Source organism: Citrobacter freundii complex sp. CFNIH9, from assembly GCF_002903305.1.
Taxonomy (GTDB): Bacteria; Pseudomonadota; Gammaproteobacteria; order Enterobacterales; family Enterobacteriaceae; genus Citrobacter; species Citrobacter portucalensis.
Genome location: NZ_CP026238.1, coordinates 3,924,583 through 3,940,598, shown reverse-complemented (window position 1 = coordinate 3,940,598; position 16,016 = coordinate 3,924,583). Strand labels below are relative to the sequence as shown.

Annotated in this window: 15 protein-coding genes and 5 tRNA genes; 16 read left to right on the top strand and 4 right to left on the bottom strand. The window is 51.5% G+C overall.

The window, feature by feature from the left end:
• Positions 1-48: 48 nt before the first annotated feature.
• Genes srlD through srlA form a run of 4 tightly spaced genes read right to left on the bottom strand, consistent with a single transcriptional unit; the run spans position 49 to position 2,753 of the window.
• Complete coding sequence (gene srlD / locus C2U43_RS20060; RefSeq protein WP_003037345.1) at positions 49-828, bottom strand: sorbitol-6-phosphate dehydrogenase; 780 nt, start codon at positions 826-828, stop codon at positions 49-51.
• A gap of 17 nt (positions 829-845) precedes the next feature.
• Complete coding sequence (gene srlB, locus C2U43_RS20055) at positions 846-1,208, bottom strand: PTS glucitol/sorbitol transporter subunit IIA (protein ID WP_103285684.1); 363 nt, start codon at positions 1,206-1,208, stop codon at positions 846-848.
• 13 nt (positions 1,209-1,221) lie between these two features.
• Positions 1,222-2,193 (bottom strand): PTS glucitol/sorbitol transporter subunit IIB, encoded by a 972-nt coding sequence (gene srlE, locus C2U43_RS20050; RefSeq protein ID WP_008785620.1) that lies wholly within the window; start codon positions 2,191-2,193, stop codon positions 1,222-1,224.
• Positions 2,190-2,753, bottom strand: coding sequence for a PTS glucitol/sorbitol transporter subunit IIC (gene srlA / locus C2U43_RS20045; RefSeq protein WP_003037339.1), 564 nt, complete (start codon positions 2,751-2,753; stop codon positions 2,190-2,192). The genes srlE and srlA overlap by 4 nt, the downstream gene beginning before the upstream one ends.
• Positions 2,754-3,017: 264 nt before the next feature.
• Here srlA and mltB point away from each other — a divergent pair, with 264 nt between their 5' ends.
• The 16 genes from mltB to C2U43_RS19965 all read left to right on the top strand — a co-directional run bounded on the left by mltB (position 3,018) and on the right by C2U43_RS19965 (position 16,000).
• Entirely contained in the window at positions 3,018-4,097 is a 1,080-nt protein-coding gene (gene mltB / locus C2U43_RS20040) for a lytic murein transglycosylase B (RefSeq protein ID WP_103285683.1), read from the top strand.
• 191 nt (positions 4,098-4,288) lie between these two features.
• Complete coding sequence (pncC, locus tag C2U43_RS20035) at positions 4,289-4,786, top strand: nicotinamide-nucleotide amidase (protein ID WP_048225249.1); 498 nt, start codon at positions 4,289-4,291, stop codon at positions 4,784-4,786.
• A 92-nt stretch (positions 4,787-4,878) separates the two neighbouring features.
• Entirely contained in the window at positions 4,879-5,943 is a 1,065-nt protein-coding gene (gene recA, locus C2U43_RS20030; protein WP_003037330.1) for a recombinase RecA, read from the top strand.
• 86 nt (positions 5,944-6,029) lie between these two features.
• The gene (recX, locus tag C2U43_RS20025; RefSeq protein WP_008785618.1) at positions 6,030-6,530 is read left to right on the top strand and encodes a recombination regulator RecX; all 501 of its coding nucleotides are present in this window, start codon (positions 6,030-6,032) and stop codon (positions 6,528-6,530) included.
• Positions 6,531-6,658: 128 nt separating this feature from the next.
• Entirely contained in the window at positions 6,659-9,286 is a 2,628-nt protein-coding gene (gene alaS, locus C2U43_RS20020) for an alanine--tRNA ligase (RefSeq protein WP_103285682.1), read from the top strand.
• A gap of 238 nt (positions 9,287-9,524) precedes the next feature.
• Positions 9,525-9,710, top strand: a complete 186-nt coding sequence (gene csrA / locus C2U43_RS20015) for a carbon storage regulator CsrA (RefSeq protein ID WP_000906486.1) — start codon at positions 9,525-9,527, stop codon at positions 9,708-9,710.
• A gap of 336 nt (positions 9,711-10,046) precedes the next feature.
• Positions 10,047-10,139 (top strand) — tRNA-Ser (locus C2U43_RS20010).
• 3 nt (positions 10,140-10,142) lie between these two features.
• Positions 10,143-10,219, top strand: a tRNA-Arg gene (locus C2U43_RS20005).
• 60 nt (positions 10,220-10,279) lie between these two features.
• A tRNA-Arg gene (locus C2U43_RS20000) sits at positions 10,280-10,356 on the top strand.
• Between the two features lie 191 nt (positions 10,357-10,547).
• A tRNA-Arg gene (locus C2U43_RS19995) sits at positions 10,548-10,624 on the top strand.
• A 171-nt stretch (positions 10,625-10,795) separates the two neighbouring features.
• Positions 10,796-10,872 (top strand) — tRNA-Arg (locus C2U43_RS19990).
• Positions 10,873-10,993: 121 nt separating this feature from the next.
• The gene (yqaB, locus tag C2U43_RS19985) at positions 10,994-11,560 is read left to right on the top strand and encodes a fructose-1-phosphate/6-phosphogluconate phosphatase (RefSeq protein WP_003825960.1); all 567 of its coding nucleotides are present in this window, start codon (positions 10,994-10,996) and stop codon (positions 11,558-11,560) included.
• Positions 11,557-11,985, top strand: coding sequence for a YqaA family protein (locus C2U43_RS19980; protein WP_003825961.1), 429 nt, complete (start codon positions 11,557-11,559; stop codon positions 11,983-11,985). Before yqaB ends, C2U43_RS19980 begins: the two co-directional genes overlap by 4 nt.
• A gap of 77 nt (positions 11,986-12,062) precedes the next feature.
• Positions 12,063-13,619, top strand: a complete 1,557-nt coding sequence (gene gshA / locus C2U43_RS19975) for a glutamate--cysteine ligase (RefSeq protein WP_008785615.1) — start codon at positions 12,063-12,065, stop codon at positions 13,617-13,619.
• Between the two features lie 149 nt (positions 13,620-13,768).
• Entirely contained in the window at positions 13,769-14,284 is a 516-nt protein-coding gene (luxS, locus tag C2U43_RS19970) for an S-ribosylhomocysteine lyase (protein WP_003037312.1), read from the top strand.
• 345 nt (positions 14,285-14,629) lie between these two features.
• The gene (locus C2U43_RS19965; protein WP_103286015.1) at positions 14,630-16,000 is read left to right on the top strand and encodes a carbohydrate porin; all 1,371 of its coding nucleotides are present in this window, start codon (positions 14,630-14,632) and stop codon (positions 15,998-16,000) included.
• Positions 16,001-16,016: the final 16 nt, after the last annotated feature.

Sequence of the window (16,016 nt, the reverse complement as noted above, 5' to 3'; positions counted from 1 at the left end):
TCCTTTGATTTTGCCGGATAAGCGCAGCCGCCATCCGGCAATTCAACATTAAAACATCACCTGACCACCGGTCACGTTGATGGACTGCCCGGTGCAGTAAGAGGCTTTTGGGCTGGCGTAAAACAGCAGCATGTTCAGTACGTCCTGATAATCGCAGCCGCGTTTAAGCGGAACCTTATCAATGTAGTACTGCTCCACTTCGTCTGGCTTAAGGCCCAGCTTGGTCGCATATTGCGGTAATAACGACTGAAACATTGGTGATTTCAGCAGGTTGCCGAGCATCAGCGAATGTACGGTGATCCCATACTCCGCCAGATCCAGCGCCAGCGACTGGGTTAAGCCCACGCCGCCAAATTTTGCCGCGCTGTAGCCTGAATTGTGTTTGCTGCCCACTTTCCCTGATTTTGAGTTGATCTGGATAATGCGTCCCTGCACGCCATCGCGGATCATCAGGCGTGAAAATTCACGAGCACAGAGGAAGTAGCCGACCAGATTGACCTGCAGCGAGCGGTCGAAATCCCCAAGCTGAAAGTCGCTGATAAACGCGGCTTTAGCGATACCCGCACTGTAAACCAGCAGATCGACACGACCGAATATTTCATCCACTCCGCGCGACAGCGCCAGCACGCTCTGTTCGCTGGTGGCATCTGCGCCAAAACCGTACGCGGTACCTTCGCCAAACTCGGCGTTAATTTCTTGCGCGACGTTGGCAGCTTTATCGCTTTGAATATCCACCACCGCGACGCGGTATCCTTCTGTCGCAAGCCCACGGCAAAGGAATGCCCCCAGGGTCTGGCCTCCACCAATGACAACGGCAACCTGATTCATTTTTATCTCCTTCAATCTTAAGCAACAAACTTCAAAATACAGCCCGGGGTGATACCGTCCGGGACGGGGCCCGCAACGTGTACAGTGCCGGGGAATTCCGCTTCGCTCTGCCCGTCAAAGCGCAGGGTGATATGCCCGAGTTCACGTAAGTTTTGTTCCGCCACGCTGCCAACGGCGGTGACCGGGTAGTGGTGCTGGCCCAGTTCAAACTGGATCCCTGCTTTTAAAGAGCCGTTCAGGTCCCCGTGGCAATGGATGAAACAAAACTCTTCGATATCCGCTGGCGCGCCTTCACGAAAGGTAATCAGCATCTGGTCGCACAGTGCATCCGGGGCGCTCTGGCCGATACGGGTGATGGTGGTTTGATAAATTACGGTCATTTTTGAGTGCCCCTTATTGGTAAATAAAGCCAGAAACAAACCAGGCGATGAGAACGGTAGGTGCGCCGGTCAGAAAACGGCTCACCAGTACAGATGGCACGCCGACGCGGACAGTATCCTGACGCGCTTCGGCCAGCGACAACCCAACCGGAATAAAGTCACATGCAGCCTGGGCGTTAATAGCGAACAGGGCAGGTAGCGCCAGATGCGGAGGAATGTTCCCCAGACCAATCTGTACACCGATCAGCACGCCGATAACCTGGGCGATAACCGCACCGGGGCCGAGGAAAGGCGACAGCAGCGGGAAAGAGCAGATCAGCGCCAGAGTAACCAGTCCCAACGGATGGCTGGCCAGCGGCGCGAGTCCATGGGCAATCCAGTCTCCCAGACCCGAAGCCATAATGATGCCGATCAGTGCCGAGACGAACGCCATAAATGGCAGAATAGTTTTCAGGACGGTATCGATGGTGTCACGTCCGGACTGGAACAGAACCGCAACGGCTGAACCCATGCCCATTCCCACTTTTGCCAACAGGCCGTCGCTTTGTTCGGTAATCTTTTTACTGGTGTCGTAATCGCGACCGATAGTGCTGCTTGCAGGTTGAGGTGCAGCGGATGCCTCGCCGACTATCGTGATGTTTTCTTCTTTCACGCCAGAGACATAGATATCTTCGACAATGTACTGAGCCAGCGGGCCGGATTTACCCGTAGCGTGAATATTCACCGTCGGTATACGGCGTTTGGGATAGATCCCACAGCGCAGCGTGCCGCCGCAGTCGATGATCGCCACACCAATTTCGTTCTCCGGCGGCTCGCCTTCTTTGAAGCCATCAACTGCCTGCCAACCGGTCAGGCTTGCTATCCTGTCGACTATTGCGGGGCGAGTTCCTGCGGTGATATAGACAATTTTCTTGCCCGGAATGGCATCCAGTTCAAGGGGGCCACCCCAGCCGCCGGTGCCTTTTTCAATACGAATACGTGTCATGATGTTGCTCCCGCCAGATGCACCTTCTGTTCAAGTTGAATGCCCATTTTTTTCTCGAAGATAGTGGTGGTGAAATCGGTCACCCAGCCGCGGAAGAAGTTAGTCACCAAACCGACCAGCAGGTAGCTCACCGCCAGTGGGCCAAGCGGAAGCCCCAGCGTGGTCAGGCCGCTGGCGATCCCTAGATAGACAAACAGTTCGCCGGGGTTGATGTGCGGGAATAAGCCGTTCATTGAATGGCAACTGTAAGAGGCGGCGGCGTAGTAGCTGGGCTTGTATTTTTCTGGCATAAAGCGACCCAGACTCAGCGTCATCGGGTTACAAAATACAAATGTGCCGATGCACGGCAGCAGCAAATAGCGGGACAGTGGATTTCCGGCGCAGCGCTGAGCAAAACGTTCAATACGTTGCTGGCCGATAAAGTTAATCAGCGCATTCATGATGACCAGCAGGCTAATCAGCAGGGGAAGAATACCGGTCACCATACCGGTAAACACTTCTCCGCCTTTCTGGAACAGCCCGATAAACCACTCAGCACCGAGTGTGATGGTGTCGATCATTATTCTCTCCTGTAGGGATTTTAGTTATCTTGCCAAACGGTGGCTAATTTTAATCAGATTGAAAGATATAAAAGTGTTATTTTGATCTCAAAATGAAAGATAAATATTTTAATTTGAAAGTTATTGCGTGAAAGCTCGCAAATGTGAAGGTCAGAGATGAAAGGGGATGTAAATTCTGTGAAGGAGAGCGACTACCGCTTCCTTGTATGCCGGAGGATGCTTTACCATACTTCTCCCAGGCTGAATTTGTTTAATGGATGTCTCATGTTCAAGCGTCGTTATGTAGCGTTACTCCCCCTTTTCGTACTGCTCGCTGCCTGTAGCAGCAAACCTAAACCTTCAGAGACTCAAACGACTACGGGTGCGCCATCCGGCGGCTTCCTGCTTGAGCCACAGCACAACGTCATGCAAACGGGCGGTGATTTTGCCAATAATCCCAACGCGCAGCAGTTCATCGAAAAAATGGTCAACAAGCACGGCTTTGACCGCCAGCAGTTGCAGGAGATCCTGTCGCAGGCCAAGCGTCTGGACTCGGTATTGCGTTTGATGGACCGCCAGGCACCGACGACTCAACCGCCAGCCGGTCCTAACGGCGCATGGCTGCGCTACCGCAAACAGTTCATCACGCCTGACAACGTGCAAAATGGTGTGGCCTTCTGGAATCAATATGAAGATGCGCTGAACCGCGCGTGGCAGGTCTATGGTGTTCCGCCGGAAATTATCGTTGGCATTATCGGCGTTGAAACGCGTTGGGGCCGCGTGATGGGTAAAACGCGGATTCTGGATGCGCTGGCGACGCTGTCGTTTAACTATCCTCGTCGTGCGGAATACTTCTCTGGTGAACTGGAAACCTTCCTGCTGATGGCGCGAGATGAAAGCGACGATCCGCTCGATTTGAAAGGTTCTTTTGCCGGCGCGATGGGCTACGGCCAGTTTATGCCGTCTTCCTATAAGCAATATGCCGTTGATTTTAATGGTGATGGCCACATTAACCTGTGGGATCCGGTTGATGCCATCGGTAGCGTGGCGAATTACTTCAAGGGCCACGGCTGGGTGAAAGGCGATACGGTCGCGGTGCCGGCAAATGGTCAGGCACCAGGGCTGGCGAACGGCTTTAAAACCCAGTACAGCATTTCTCAGCTTGCTGCCGCGGGTCTGACGCCACAGAAGTCGTTGGGTAATCATCAGCAGGCCAGCCTGCTGCGCCTGGATATTGGTACCGGCTATCAGTACTGGTATGGACTGCCGAACTTCTACACCATCACCCGCTACAACCACAGTACCCACTACGCGATGGCCGTGTGGCAGTTGGGTCAGGCGGTCGCGCTGGCCCGCGTGCAGTAATCGCTCCACCGGCCTACAGGAAGAAATCTCTTGTAGGCCGGATAAGATGCCCTGATATCGTCATCTGGCAGGTCTTATTTATGCAACGGAGCAATTTTTGGAATCCCCCTCGTAAAACGTTCTCTCCATCCCCACATTGGTTATGAAAGTGCTATCTTGTCCGGCATATTTTTTAACTGACAGAGGCTGAAATGACCGACAGTGAACTGATGCAGTTAAGTGAGCAGGTTGGCCTGGCGCTGAAAGCGCGTGGGGCGACCGTTACGACGGCGGAGTCCTGCACCGGCGGCTGGGTGGCCAAAGCGATTACGGATATTGCCGGAAGCTCCGCCTGGTTTGAACGCGGGTTTGTGACCTACAGCAACGAAGCCAAAGCACAGATGATAGGCGTGCGCGAAGAGACGCTGGCCCAGCATGGGGCGGTGAGCGAGCCTGTAGTGGTGGAGATGGCGATTGGCGCGCTAAAAGCTGCCCGCGCGCATTTCGCGGTCTCGATCAGCGGTATTGCCGGGCCGGATGGCGGCAGTGAAGAAAAGCCCGTAGGTACCGTATGGTTCGCCTTTGCCAGCGCGAGCGGCGAGGGGATTACGCGTCGGGAATGCTTCAGCGGCGATCGCGACGCGGTACGTCGACAGGCGACCGTCTACGCGTTACAAACCCTGTGGCAACAATTTCTACAAAATACTTGATACTGTATGAGCATACAGTATAATTGCCTCAACAGAACATTATCTATCACGTTTCGCGGTTTAACCCGAAAGCGGCATGACAGGAGTAATTAATGGCTATCGACGAAAACAAACAGAAAGCGTTGGCTGCAGCGCTGGGTCAGATCGAAAAGCAATTCGGTAAAGGCTCCATCATGCGCCTGGGTGAAGACCGTTCCATGGATGTGGAAACTATCTCCACCGGTTCGCTTTCTCTGGATATCGCATTGGGCGCGGGCGGATTGCCAATGGGCCGTATCGTCGAAATCTACGGGCCTGAATCCTCCGGTAAAACAACGCTGACCCTGCAGGTTATTGCCGCTGCACAGCGTGAAGGTAAAACCTGTGCATTTATCGATGCGGAACACGCGCTGGATCCGGTCTATGCCCGTAAGCTTGGCGTTGATATCGACAACCTGCTGTGTTCTCAGCCGGATACCGGTGAACAAGCGCTGGAAATCTGTGATGCGCTGGCGCGCTCCGGTGCGGTTGACGTTATCGTTGTCGACTCCGTTGCCGCATTGACGCCGAAGGCAGAAATCGAAGGTGAGATTGGCGACTCTCACATGGGCCTTGCGGCGCGTATGATGAGCCAGGCGATGCGTAAGCTGGCCGGTAACCTGAAGCAGTCCAACACGCTGCTGATTTTCATCAACCAGATCCGTATGAAGATTGGCGTTATGTTTGGTAACCCGGAAACCACCACCGGTGGTAACGCCCTGAAATTCTATGCGTCTGTTCGTCTGGATATCCGTCGTATTGGCGCGGTGAAAGAAGGCGACAATGTGGTCGGCAGCGAAACCCGCGTTAAGGTTGTGAAAAACAAAATTGCAGCGCCGTTCAAACAGGCTGAATTCCAGATCCTTTATGGTGAAGGCATCAACTTCTACGGCGAACTGGTTGACCTGGGCGTGAAAGAGAAGCTGATTGAAAAAGCCGGTGCATGGTACAGCTACAACGGTGAGAAAATCGGTCAGGGTAAGGCGAATGCGACCAACTGGCTGAAAGAAAACCCGGCAACTGCGAAAGAAATTGAGAAGAAATTGCGTGAGTTACTGCTCAATAACCAGGATTCAACGCCTGATTTCTCCGTTGATGACAGCGGCGAAGACGTAAAAGAAACGAACGAAGATTTCTGATAATCTGTTTTGAATCGCATGTTGTGAATCACATATAGTAAAGGGCTGCATATCATGCAGCCCTTTTTCATTTCTGAAGGCTTACTATGACAGAAGCAACTTCCCGCCGTTCCGCTTATTCCCGACTGCTTGACCGCGCCGTACGCATTCTGGCGATGCGCGACCACAGCGAGCAGGAACTGCGGCGCAAGCTGGCCGCTCCGGTGATGGGGAAAAATGGACCAGAAGAAATTGATGCCACGCCGGAGGATTACGACAAGGTCATCGCCTGGTGTATTGAAAGTCGTTATCTGGATGATGATCGTTTCGTGCAGCAGTTTATCGCCAGCCGTAGCCGCAAAGGTTATGGACCAGCCCGAGTGCGCCAGGAATTAAACCAAAAAGGGATCGCACGTGAAGCTATCGAGCGGGCCATGCGTGAGTGCGAAATTGACTGGGCAGTGCTTGCACGCGAGCAGGCTATTCGTAAGTACGGTGAACCTTTACCTGTCGATTTTTCAGATAAGATAAAGGTCCAGCGTTTTTTGCTCTATCGCGGCTATCTGATGGAAGATATTCAGGCAATATGGCGAAATTTTGACGATTGACCGCATACGGGATTTTACTTCCCAGTAAAGAAAACTTATCTTATTCCCACTTTTCGATTGCCAGAGGCGCAGTTTGCGTGCCGATGCTGGTAATGACATTTCGTTAGCTTGATTTCTTCAGGATAATTATGAGCAAGAGCACCGCTGAGATCCGTCAGGCGTTTCTCGATTTTTTCCATAGTAAAGGACACCAGGTAGTTGCCAGCAGCTCCCTGGTACCGAACAATGACCCTACTTTGTTGTTTACCAACGCCGGGATGAACCAGTTCAAGGATGTTTTCCTTGGCCTCGACAAGCGTAATTATTCCCGCGCAACCACCTCGCAGCGTTGTGTACGTGCGGGCGGTAAGCACAATGACCTGGAAAACGTCGGTTACACTGCACGTCACCACACTTTCTTCGAAATGCTGGGCAACTTCAGCTTCGGCGATTACTTCAAACACGACGCTATTCAATATGCATGGGAACTGCTGACCGGTGAAAACTGGTTTGCCCTGCCAAAAGAGCGTCTGTGGGTAACCGTCTATGAAACTGACGATGAAGCCTATGAAATCTGGGAAAAAGAAGTCGGTATTCCGCGCGAACGTATCATCCGTATCGGTGATAACAAAGGTGCGGCTTATGCTTCAGACAACTTCTGGCAGATGGGTGATACCGGTCCTTGCGGTCCATGTACCGAAATTTTCTACGACCACGGCGACCATATCTGGGGTGGACCTCCGGGAAGCGCAGAAGAAGATGGGGATCGCTACATTGAGATCTGGAACATCGTCTTCATGCAGTTCAACCGTCAGGCTGACGGCACCATGGAACCGCTGCCGAAACCGTCCGTGGATACCGGTATGGGTCTGGAGCGTATTGCGGCCGTGCTGCAACACGTTAACTCCAACTATGAAATCGACCTGTTCCGCTCATTGATCGAATCCGTGGCGAAAGTCACTGGCGCAACCGATCTGAGCAACAAGTCTCTGCGCGTTATCGCCGACCATATCCGTTCCTGTGCATTCCTGATTGCCGATGGTGTTGTGCCGTCGAATGAAAACCGTGGCTATGTGCTGCGCCGTATCATTCGTCGCGCGGTACGTCATGGCAACATGCTGGGCGCGAAGGATACCTTCTTCTACAAGCTGGTTGGTCCGTTGGTGGACGTCATGGGCTCTGCAGGTGAAGAACTGAAGCGTCAGCAGGCTATGGTTGAACAGGTTCTGAAAACCGAAGAAGAGCAGTTTGCGCGTACTCTGGAGCGTGGTCTGGCGCTGCTGGACGAAGAACTGGCAAAACTGTCTGGCGATACGCTGGATGGCGAAACCGCATTCCGTCTGTATGACACCTACGGTTTCCCGGTTGACCTGACGGCAGACGTTTGTCGCGAGCGTAACATTAAGGTTGATGAAGCGGGCTTTGAAGCTGCAATGGAAGAACAGCGCCGTCGTGCGCGTGAAGCCAGCGGCTTCGGCGCAGACTACAATGCGATGATTCGCGTTGATGGCGCCTCTGAATTTAAAGGCTACGAGCACCTGGAACTGAACGGCAAAGTGACCGCGCTGTTTGTTGATGGTAAAGCGGTAGACGCAATTAACGCAGGTCAGGATGCCGTTGTCGTACTGGATCAGACGCCGTTCTATGCGGAATCTGGTGGTCAGGTTGGCGACAAGGGTGAGCTGAAAGGCGCAGGCTTCGCGTTTGCCGTTAGCGACACGCAGAAATATGGCCAGGCTATCGGTCACATCGGCAAGCTGTCTGCGGGTTCTCTGAAAATTGGTGATGCGGTACAGGCTGATGTGGATGAAGCCCGTCGTGCGCGTATTCGTTTGAACCACTCCGCAACGCATCTGATGCACGCAGCGCTGCGCCAGGTTCTGGGCACACATGTGGCACAGAAAGGCTCGTTGGTTAACGATAAACTGCTGCGCTTCGACTTCTCTCATACCGAAGCGATGAAGCCTGCTGAAATCCGTGCCGTTGAAGATCTGGTGAACGCGCAAATCCGTCGCAACTTGCCGATTGAAACGAACATCATGGATCTCGAAGCGGCAAAAGCCAAAGGCGCAATGGCACTGTTTGGCGAGAAATATGACGACCATGTGCGCGTTCTGAGCATGGGTGATTTCTCTACCGAACTGTGTGGCGGTACTCACGCCAGCCGTACGGGTGATATCGGTCTGTTCCGCATTGTGTCCGAGTCAGGTACTGCGGCAGGCGTTCGTCGTATTGAAGCCGTAACCGGTGAAGGTGCTATCCAAACCGTGCATGCTGAGAGCGATCGCTTAAGCGATGTTGCGCAGCTGCTGAAAGGCGATAGCCAGAATATCGGTGACAAAGTTCGTTCCGTGCTGGAGCGTACACGTCAACTGGAAAAAGAATTGCAGCAATTGAAGGAACAGGCTGCGGCGCAGGAGAGTGCAAATCTTTCCAGCAAAGCGGTTGATATCAACGGCGTGAAGCTGCTGGTCAGCGAACTCGCGGACGTTGAGCCGAAAATGTTGCGTACCATGGTTGATGATCTGAAAAATCAACTGGGGTCTACCGTTATCGTTCTGGCAACGGTAGTGGAAGGTAAGGTTTCTCTGATTGCGGGTGTGTCTAAGGACGTGACAGATCGCGTGAAAGCAGGGGAACTGGTTGGAATGGTCGCTCAGCAGGTCGGCGGTAAGGGTGGCGGTCGTCCGGACATGGCGCAAGCCGGTGGTACGGATGCAGCGGCTCTGCCTGCAGCGTTAGCCAGTGTGAAAGGCTGGGTCAGCGCAAAACTGTAATAATTATAAGCGTAAGTCGACGCTGCGGACTTCAATCCGCAGCGTTTGAATCAACGCTATCGACAACGATAAAGTCAGGTTGAAGTTGTGTATATCGGCTAAACTTAGGTTTAACAGAATGTGATGCCGTGACTGCTTACACTTAGGTGTTTGTCATCGCTTACTTTTTGGCGTTATATGATGGATAATGCCGGGATACAGAGAGACCCGACTCTTTTAATCTTTCAAGGAGCAAAGAATGCTGATTCTGACTCGTCGAGTTGGTGAGACCCTCATGATAGGCGATGAGGTCACCGTGACAGTTTTAGGGGTGAAGGGCAACCAGGTGCGCATTGGCGTAAACGCCCCGAAAGAAGTTTCTGTCCATCGTGAAGAGATCTACCAGCGTATCCAGGCTGAAAAATCCCAGCAGTCCAGTTACTAAGGTTTTCGCGTCTCACCTTTCTGGTGAGGCGCAACCTGATCGAGTTACTCTTTTTCTTCTCTTTTCTTCTTTGTCTTCCCCATTTTTTCGATTCCACTGCGCGTAATGCCTTTTCCTGCGAAGTTTCCGTTTGTTCACTCCTTCAGGAAATTGCCAATTTATCTGTTGATAAAACACTCTTTTTGCCGTTTTTGCAGACTAATTGCGCGTGAAATGTGCAAACGATAAAAGCTCTGGAAAAATTGTTTGACTTATAAGTCCCAGAAAGTAATATGTGCGCCACGCAGCGACGATGAGCAGAAACAAGTTCTTCGAAGCACTCGCAAGAGGCGTGTTGGTGAGGTGGCCGAGAGGCTGAAGGCGCTCCCCTGCTAAGGGAGTATGCGGTCAAAAGCTGCATCCGGGGTTCGAATCCCCGCCTCACCGCCATTTGCATCCGTAGCTCAGCTGGATAGAGTACTCGGCTACGAACCGAGCGGTCGGAGGTTCGAATCCTCCCGGATGCACCATATTACTTGATAGCGCTTTAGCAGCGACATCAAATCTGCAGTAAAGTAAGTTTCCCTGATGCATCCGTAGCTCAGCTGGATAGAGTACTCGGCTACGAACCGAGCGGTCGGAGGTTCGAATCCTCCCGGATGCACCATCTTCTCCGAGGCAACAGCAAACTGTTGTTTCATGGTCTGCGAGATAATCGCGAGCACCAGGGAGGATAACGTTGCTTTAGTAACGGCCCGCAGGGCGAGGCGCAGCCGAGTAATCCTCCCGGATGCACCATCTCTTACTTGATATCGCTTATCACGATATCAATATCGGCAGTAAAGCAAGTTTTCCGATGCATCCGTAGCTCAGCTGGATAGAGTACTCGGCTACGAACCGAGCGGTCGGAGGTTCGAATCCTCCCGGATGCACCATATTCTCCGAGACAACAGCAAAACTGTTGTTTCATGGTCTGCGAGATAATCGCGAGCACCAGGGAGGATAACGTTGCTTCAGCAACGGCCCGCAGGGCGAGGCGCAACCGAGTAATCCTCCCGGATGCACCATCTTCTTCGCAGTATCAGTAGTAATCAGCAATTCCCGATGCATCCGTAGCTCAGCTGGATAGAGTACTCGGCTACGAACCGAGCGGTCGGAGGTTCGAATCCTCCCGGATGCACCATCTTGTCCCTCCCTCTAAATCATTTCCACATACTCTCTGAACACCCCTCAATTCGCTGTCAGCGACAAAATCAATCAATTACGATAAAATAACGTCTGGTCACTCGGCTTGTGAGAAGACGATGTACGAACGTTATGCGGGTTTGATTTTTGATATGGATGGTACCATCCTGGATACCGAGCCTACGCATCGTAAGGCGTGGCATGAGGTATTGGGGCATTATGGACTACGGTTTGATGAACATGCCATGGTCGCTCTCAATGGTTCCCCAACGTGGCGTATTGCGCAGTCGGTAATTGAATTAAACCATGCCGATCTTGATCCTCATGCACTGGCACGTGAAAAAACTGACAAGGTGAGAAGCATGCTGCTGGATAGCGTCCAGCCTTTGCCGTTGGTTGATGTCGTGAAAGCCTGGCATGGTCGTCGTCCTATGTCGGTAGGTACGGGTAGTGAAAGCGCAATTGCAGAAGCGCTGCTCGCTCACCTTGGTCTGCGTCGCTATTTTGATGCTGTAGTCGCAGCCGATCACGTACAACACCATAAACCGGCTCCTGATACGTTTTTGCTTTGTGCCGAACGTATGGGGGTTGTTCCGGCTCGTTGCGTCGTGTTTGAAGATGCCGATTTTGGAATACAGGCGGCGCATGCCGCGGGAATGGATGCCGTGGATGTCCGGTTATTGTGAGTGATGGACTGTCGCTCCTGTCACTGTTTGCCAGCAGTTTTCTCAGTGCCACGCTATTACCCGGCAATTCTGAAGTTGTTCTGGTTGCTTTGTTGGTTTCCGGGGTCAGTCATCCCTGGGTCTTAGTCTTAACAGCAACAATGGGTAATAGCCTTGGAGGGTTAACTAACGTTATCCTTGGGCGTTTCTTTCCATTGCGTAAAACATCGCGCTGGCAAGAAAAAGCCACTGGCTGGCTGCGGCGCTATGGCGCTGTCACACTATTATTAAGCTGGATGCCGGTTGTGGGGGATTTGCTGTGCCTGTTAGCCGGGTGGATGCGCATCTCGTGGGGCCCAGTTCTCTTTTTCTTATGCCTTGGCAAGGCGCTGCGCTATGTTGTTGTCGCAGCGGTTACGACACAAGGCATTATGTGGTGGCACTAATTGTGTTATGGGATAGCCTTCAGGGTAACCAATACCATTATGCTAATTAAAACGATTTTGACAGGCGGGAGGTCAATTTGATCCCGGACGTATCACAGGCGCTGGCCTGGCTGGAAAACCATCCTCAGGCGTTAAAGGGGATTCAACGTGGTCTGGAGCGCGAAACGCTGCGTGTTAATGCAGATGGGTCATTAGCAACGACAGGCCATCCTGAGGTGTTAGGCTCAGCGCTAACGCATAAGTGGATAACCACTGACTTTGCCGAAGCATTGCTGGAGTTCATTACTCCACCCGGTGACGACATTGAGAAAATGCTCACGTTCATGCGCGACTTACATCGTTATACCGCCAGAAATCTTGGCGACGAGCGTATGTGGCCGTTGAGCATGCCTTGCTATATTGCCGAAGGTCAGGATATAGAACTGGCGCAGTATGGTTCGTCGAATACCGGTCGCCTGAAGACGCTGTACCGTGAAGGCCTCAAAAACCGTTACGGCGCGTTGATGCAGACAATCTCGGGCGTACACTACAACTTCTCGCTGCCTATGGCTTTCTGGCAGGCGAAATGCGGTGTAACCGAAGGTGAGGATGCAAAAGAGAAGATCTCCGCGGGCTACTTCCGTCTGATCCGCAACTACTACCGTTTTGGTTGGGTGATCCCGTATTTGTTTGGTGCCTCCCCGGCCATTTGTTCCTCATTCCTGCAAGGAAAACCAACAACTCTGCCGTTTGAAAAAACCGACTGTGGGATGTATTACCTGCCGTACGCAACGTCGCTGCGTCTGAGTGATTTGGGCTATACCAATAAGTCGCAAAGCAATCTCGGAATTACGTTTAACGATTTGCATGAGTATGTGGCAGGATTAAAGCGCGCGATTAAGACGCCTTCCGAGGAGTACGCGGCGATCGGTCTGGAGAAAGACGGTAAGCGTCTGCAAATTAACAGCAATGTTCTGCAGATTGAAAATGAGCTGTATGCGCCTATTCGCCCGAAACGCGTCACTCGTCGTGGAGAAACGCCATCAGATGCGCTTCTGCGTGGCGGTATCGAGTACATCGAAGTACGCTCGCTGGATATCAACCCGTTCTCGCCTATCGGCGTGGACGAGCAGCAGGTGCGCTTCCTCGATCTGTTTATGGTCTGGTGTGCGCTGGCTGATGCCCCGGAAATGAGCAGCGATGAATTGCTGTGTACGCGTAAAAACTGGAATCGCGTGATTCTCGAAGGGCGTAAGCCTGGGCTGACGTTAGGTATTGGCTGTGAAACAGCCCAGTTCCCGCTGCCGAAGGTTGGGAAAGATTTGTTCCGCGATCTGAAACGAGTGGCACAAACGCTGGACAGCATCGATGGGGGAGAGGAGTATCAGAAGGTCTGTGATGAACTGGTTGCCTGTTTTGACAATCCTGAACTGACTTTCTCTGCCCGGATCCTACGGTCTATGATTGATGAAGGCATTGGCGGCACGGGCAAAGCGTTGGGTGAGGCTTACCGAAATCTGCTGCGTGAAGAGCCGTTAGAAATAGTGCAGGAAGCTGAATTTATTGCTGAAACCGAGGCTTCAAAGCGTCGTCAACAGGAGATCGAAGCGGCTGATACCGAGCCGTTTAGCGTGTGGCTGGAAAAGCACGCTTGATACAAAAGAAAAAGGCCACTCGGGAGTGGCCAAAATTTCATCTCTGAAAACAGGGATGATGATAACAAATGCGCGTCTTTCATATACTCAGACTCGCCCCGGAACAAAGAGTTCAGATTATTTTTAAAAAATTTATCGGAGGTGGCTAAATGCCGTTGTTAGATAGTTTTACTGTCGATCACACCCGGATGGAAGCTCCCGCGGTCCGGGTTGCAAAAACGATGAACACCCCGCATGGCGACGCAATCACCGTGTTTGATCTGCGTTTCTGCATTCCGAACAAAGAAGTGATGCCTGAGAAAGGTATCCATACGCTGGAACACCTGTTTGCAGGTTTTATGCGTAACCACCTTAACGGTAACGGCGTTGAGATTATCGATATCTCTCCGATGGGATGCCGTACCGGCTTCTACATGAGCCTGATTGGTACGCCGGACGAACAGCGCGTAGCCGACGCGTGGAAAGCGGCAATGGCGGACGTGCTGAAAGTACAGGATCAGAACCAGATCCCGGAGCTGAACGTTTACCAGTGCGGTACGTATCAGATGCACTCTCTTAGCGAAGCACAGGATATCGCGCGTCATATTCTGGAGCGTGATGTACGCGTGAACAGCAATGAAGAGCTGGCGCTACCGAAAGAGAAACTGCAGGAACTGCATATTTAGTCTTATTGATTAGCTGTTCCAGTATTTAAATTAACCCCGGCTTATGTCCGGGGTTTTTTATTTCTTAATATAATGTGTGTTTATTATATTTGCGGCGAGAATATATTTTAATTTAAATGATGCTTGACCTGTTAAATAATAAAATGTGATCTGGCAAACAGAAAGATGCGGATAAATAACGATGCCAGAATGTATTGATCACATAAACTAAAAAACATAAATAATTAATAGAAAAACATAATGGAATGCGCCAGATATCCGGGTAATAACAAGACTCTTTTAATAGCCGGTAGATAGGGTTTTTATCAAATCTTATCTGGTATACATTAAACTTTAGGGATGAAAATGAAGGCTAAATATTTGGCGCTGATGATCGGTGCTTGCTTTTCTCATAACCTTTGGGCAGCAAATAATATCACTATTGAGCAGCGTCTGGCTGAACTGGAGCAACGTGTTGTTAATGCCGAAAAACGGGCATCCGATGCTGAGGCGCAAATTCGCTCGCTGAAGCAGCAGCAGGTCGCCGCTACGCCGACGGTGAATGTCCAGTCTGCCGAGCCGATTGCAGCAGGTGAAACTCCGCCTAAGCTGACATTATCCGGCTTCAGCGATATTAAGTTCTATGGCGATGTCGAATTTAATATGGATGCGGCAAGCCGTTCCGGTAGCCTGACATCGATGAGAACATCAGCGAATAAAGATTGGGCACCAGGAACCAATGAACGCTGGGATATTAACGGACGCCTGTTGCTGGGCTTTGATGGCTACCAGCGGCGGGACAACGGTAATTTTGCAGGGTTCTCGGTACAGCCTCTGGCGGACCTGACCGGAAAAATGAACCTCGATGATGCCGTTTTCTTCTTTGGTCGTGAGAATGACTGGAAAATTAAGGTTGGTCGTTTTGAAGCCTACGATATGTTCCCGCTGAATCAGGATACGTTTGTTGAATATTCGGGGAATACAGCGAACGATCTCTACAGTGACGGTTACGGCTATATCTATATGATGAAAGAAGGACGGGGACGTAGCGACAGCGGGGGGAACTTCCTGCTGAGCAAAACCATCGACAACTGGTATTTCGAAGTTAACACATTGCTGGAAAATGGCAGTACGTTATATACCGAGAAGCAGTACCACGGAATGGATTTAACCAACGATAAAAACGTGGCTTACGTCCGTCCGGTTATCGCCTGGCAAAATGGGCGTTTTTCAACGGCGATAGCGATGGAAAGTAACGTCGTTAACAACGCCTACGGTTATTACCAAAATGGGACGTGGATCGATCAGTCAGATCGTACGGGCTATGGTTTTACCATGACCTGGAATGGTCAAAAAACGGACCCGGAAGATGGCGCAGTGATTAACCTGAATACCGCCTATATGGATGCGACCGATGAGACAGATTTTACCGCTGGGGTGAATGCGTTGTGGCATCGATTTGAACTGGGTTATATCTATGCGCATAACAAAATCGAAGCCTTCAATGCTACCAATATCGATGCCGTTTGTGAGGACGATTGTTGGATCACCGATCCCGGCAATTATGACATTCACACTATTCATGCCTCATATTTATTCCCCAATGTGATGGATATGAAAAACTTTAACATCTACCTCGGTGCCTATGCTTCATGGGTAGAGGCCAATCCGAATAATGGTGATAACAGCGAAGATGCGCGTTACGGCGGGCGTCTGAGATTCAAATATTACTTCTGATTGTAGGTCTAATAAA

Coding starts and splice junctions, on each gene's coding strand:
- yqaB (WP_003825960.1), top strand. CDS start 10,994: ATGTACGAACGTTATGCGGGTTTGATTTTTGATATGGATGGTACCATC.
- mltB (WP_103285683.1), top strand. CDS start 3,018: ATGTTCAAGCGTCGTTATGTAGCGTTACTCCCCCTTTTCGTACTGCTC.
- C2U43_RS19965 (WP_103286015.1), top strand. CDS start 14,630: ATGAAGGCTAAATATTTGGCGCTGATGATCGGTGCTTGCTTTTCTCAT.
- alaS (WP_103285682.1), top strand. CDS start 6,659: ATGAGCAAGAGCACCGCTGAGATCCGTCAGGCGTTTCTCGATTTTTTC.
- recX (WP_008785618.1), top strand. CDS start 6,030: ATGACAGAAGCAACTTCCCGCCGTTCCGCTTATTCCCGACTGCTTGAC.
- srlD (WP_003037345.1), bottom strand. CDS start 828: ATGAATCAGGTTGCCGTTGTCATTGGTGGAGGCCAGACCCTGGGGGCA.
- srlA (WP_003037339.1), bottom strand. CDS start 2,753: ATGATCGACACCATCACACTCGGTGCTGAGTGGTTTATCGGGCTGTTC.
- srlB (WP_103285684.1), bottom strand. CDS start 1,208: ATGACCGTAATTTATCAAACCACCATCACCCGTATCGGCCAGAGCGCC.
- pncC (WP_048225249.1), top strand. CDS start 4,289: ATGACCGACAGTGAACTGATGCAGTTAAGTGAGCAGGTTGGCCTGGCG.
- csrA (WP_000906486.1), top strand. CDS start 9,525: ATGCTGATTCTGACTCGTCGAGTTGGTGAGACCCTCATGATAGGCGAT.
- recA (WP_003037330.1), top strand. CDS start 4,879: ATGGCTATCGACGAAAACAAACAGAAAGCGTTGGCTGCAGCGCTGGGT.
- srlE (WP_008785620.1), bottom strand. CDS start 2,193: ATGACACGTATTCGTATTGAAAAAGGCACCGGCGGCTGGGGTGGCCCC.
- luxS (WP_003037312.1), top strand. CDS start 13,769: ATGCCGTTGTTAGATAGTTTTACTGTCGATCACACCCGGATGGAAGCT.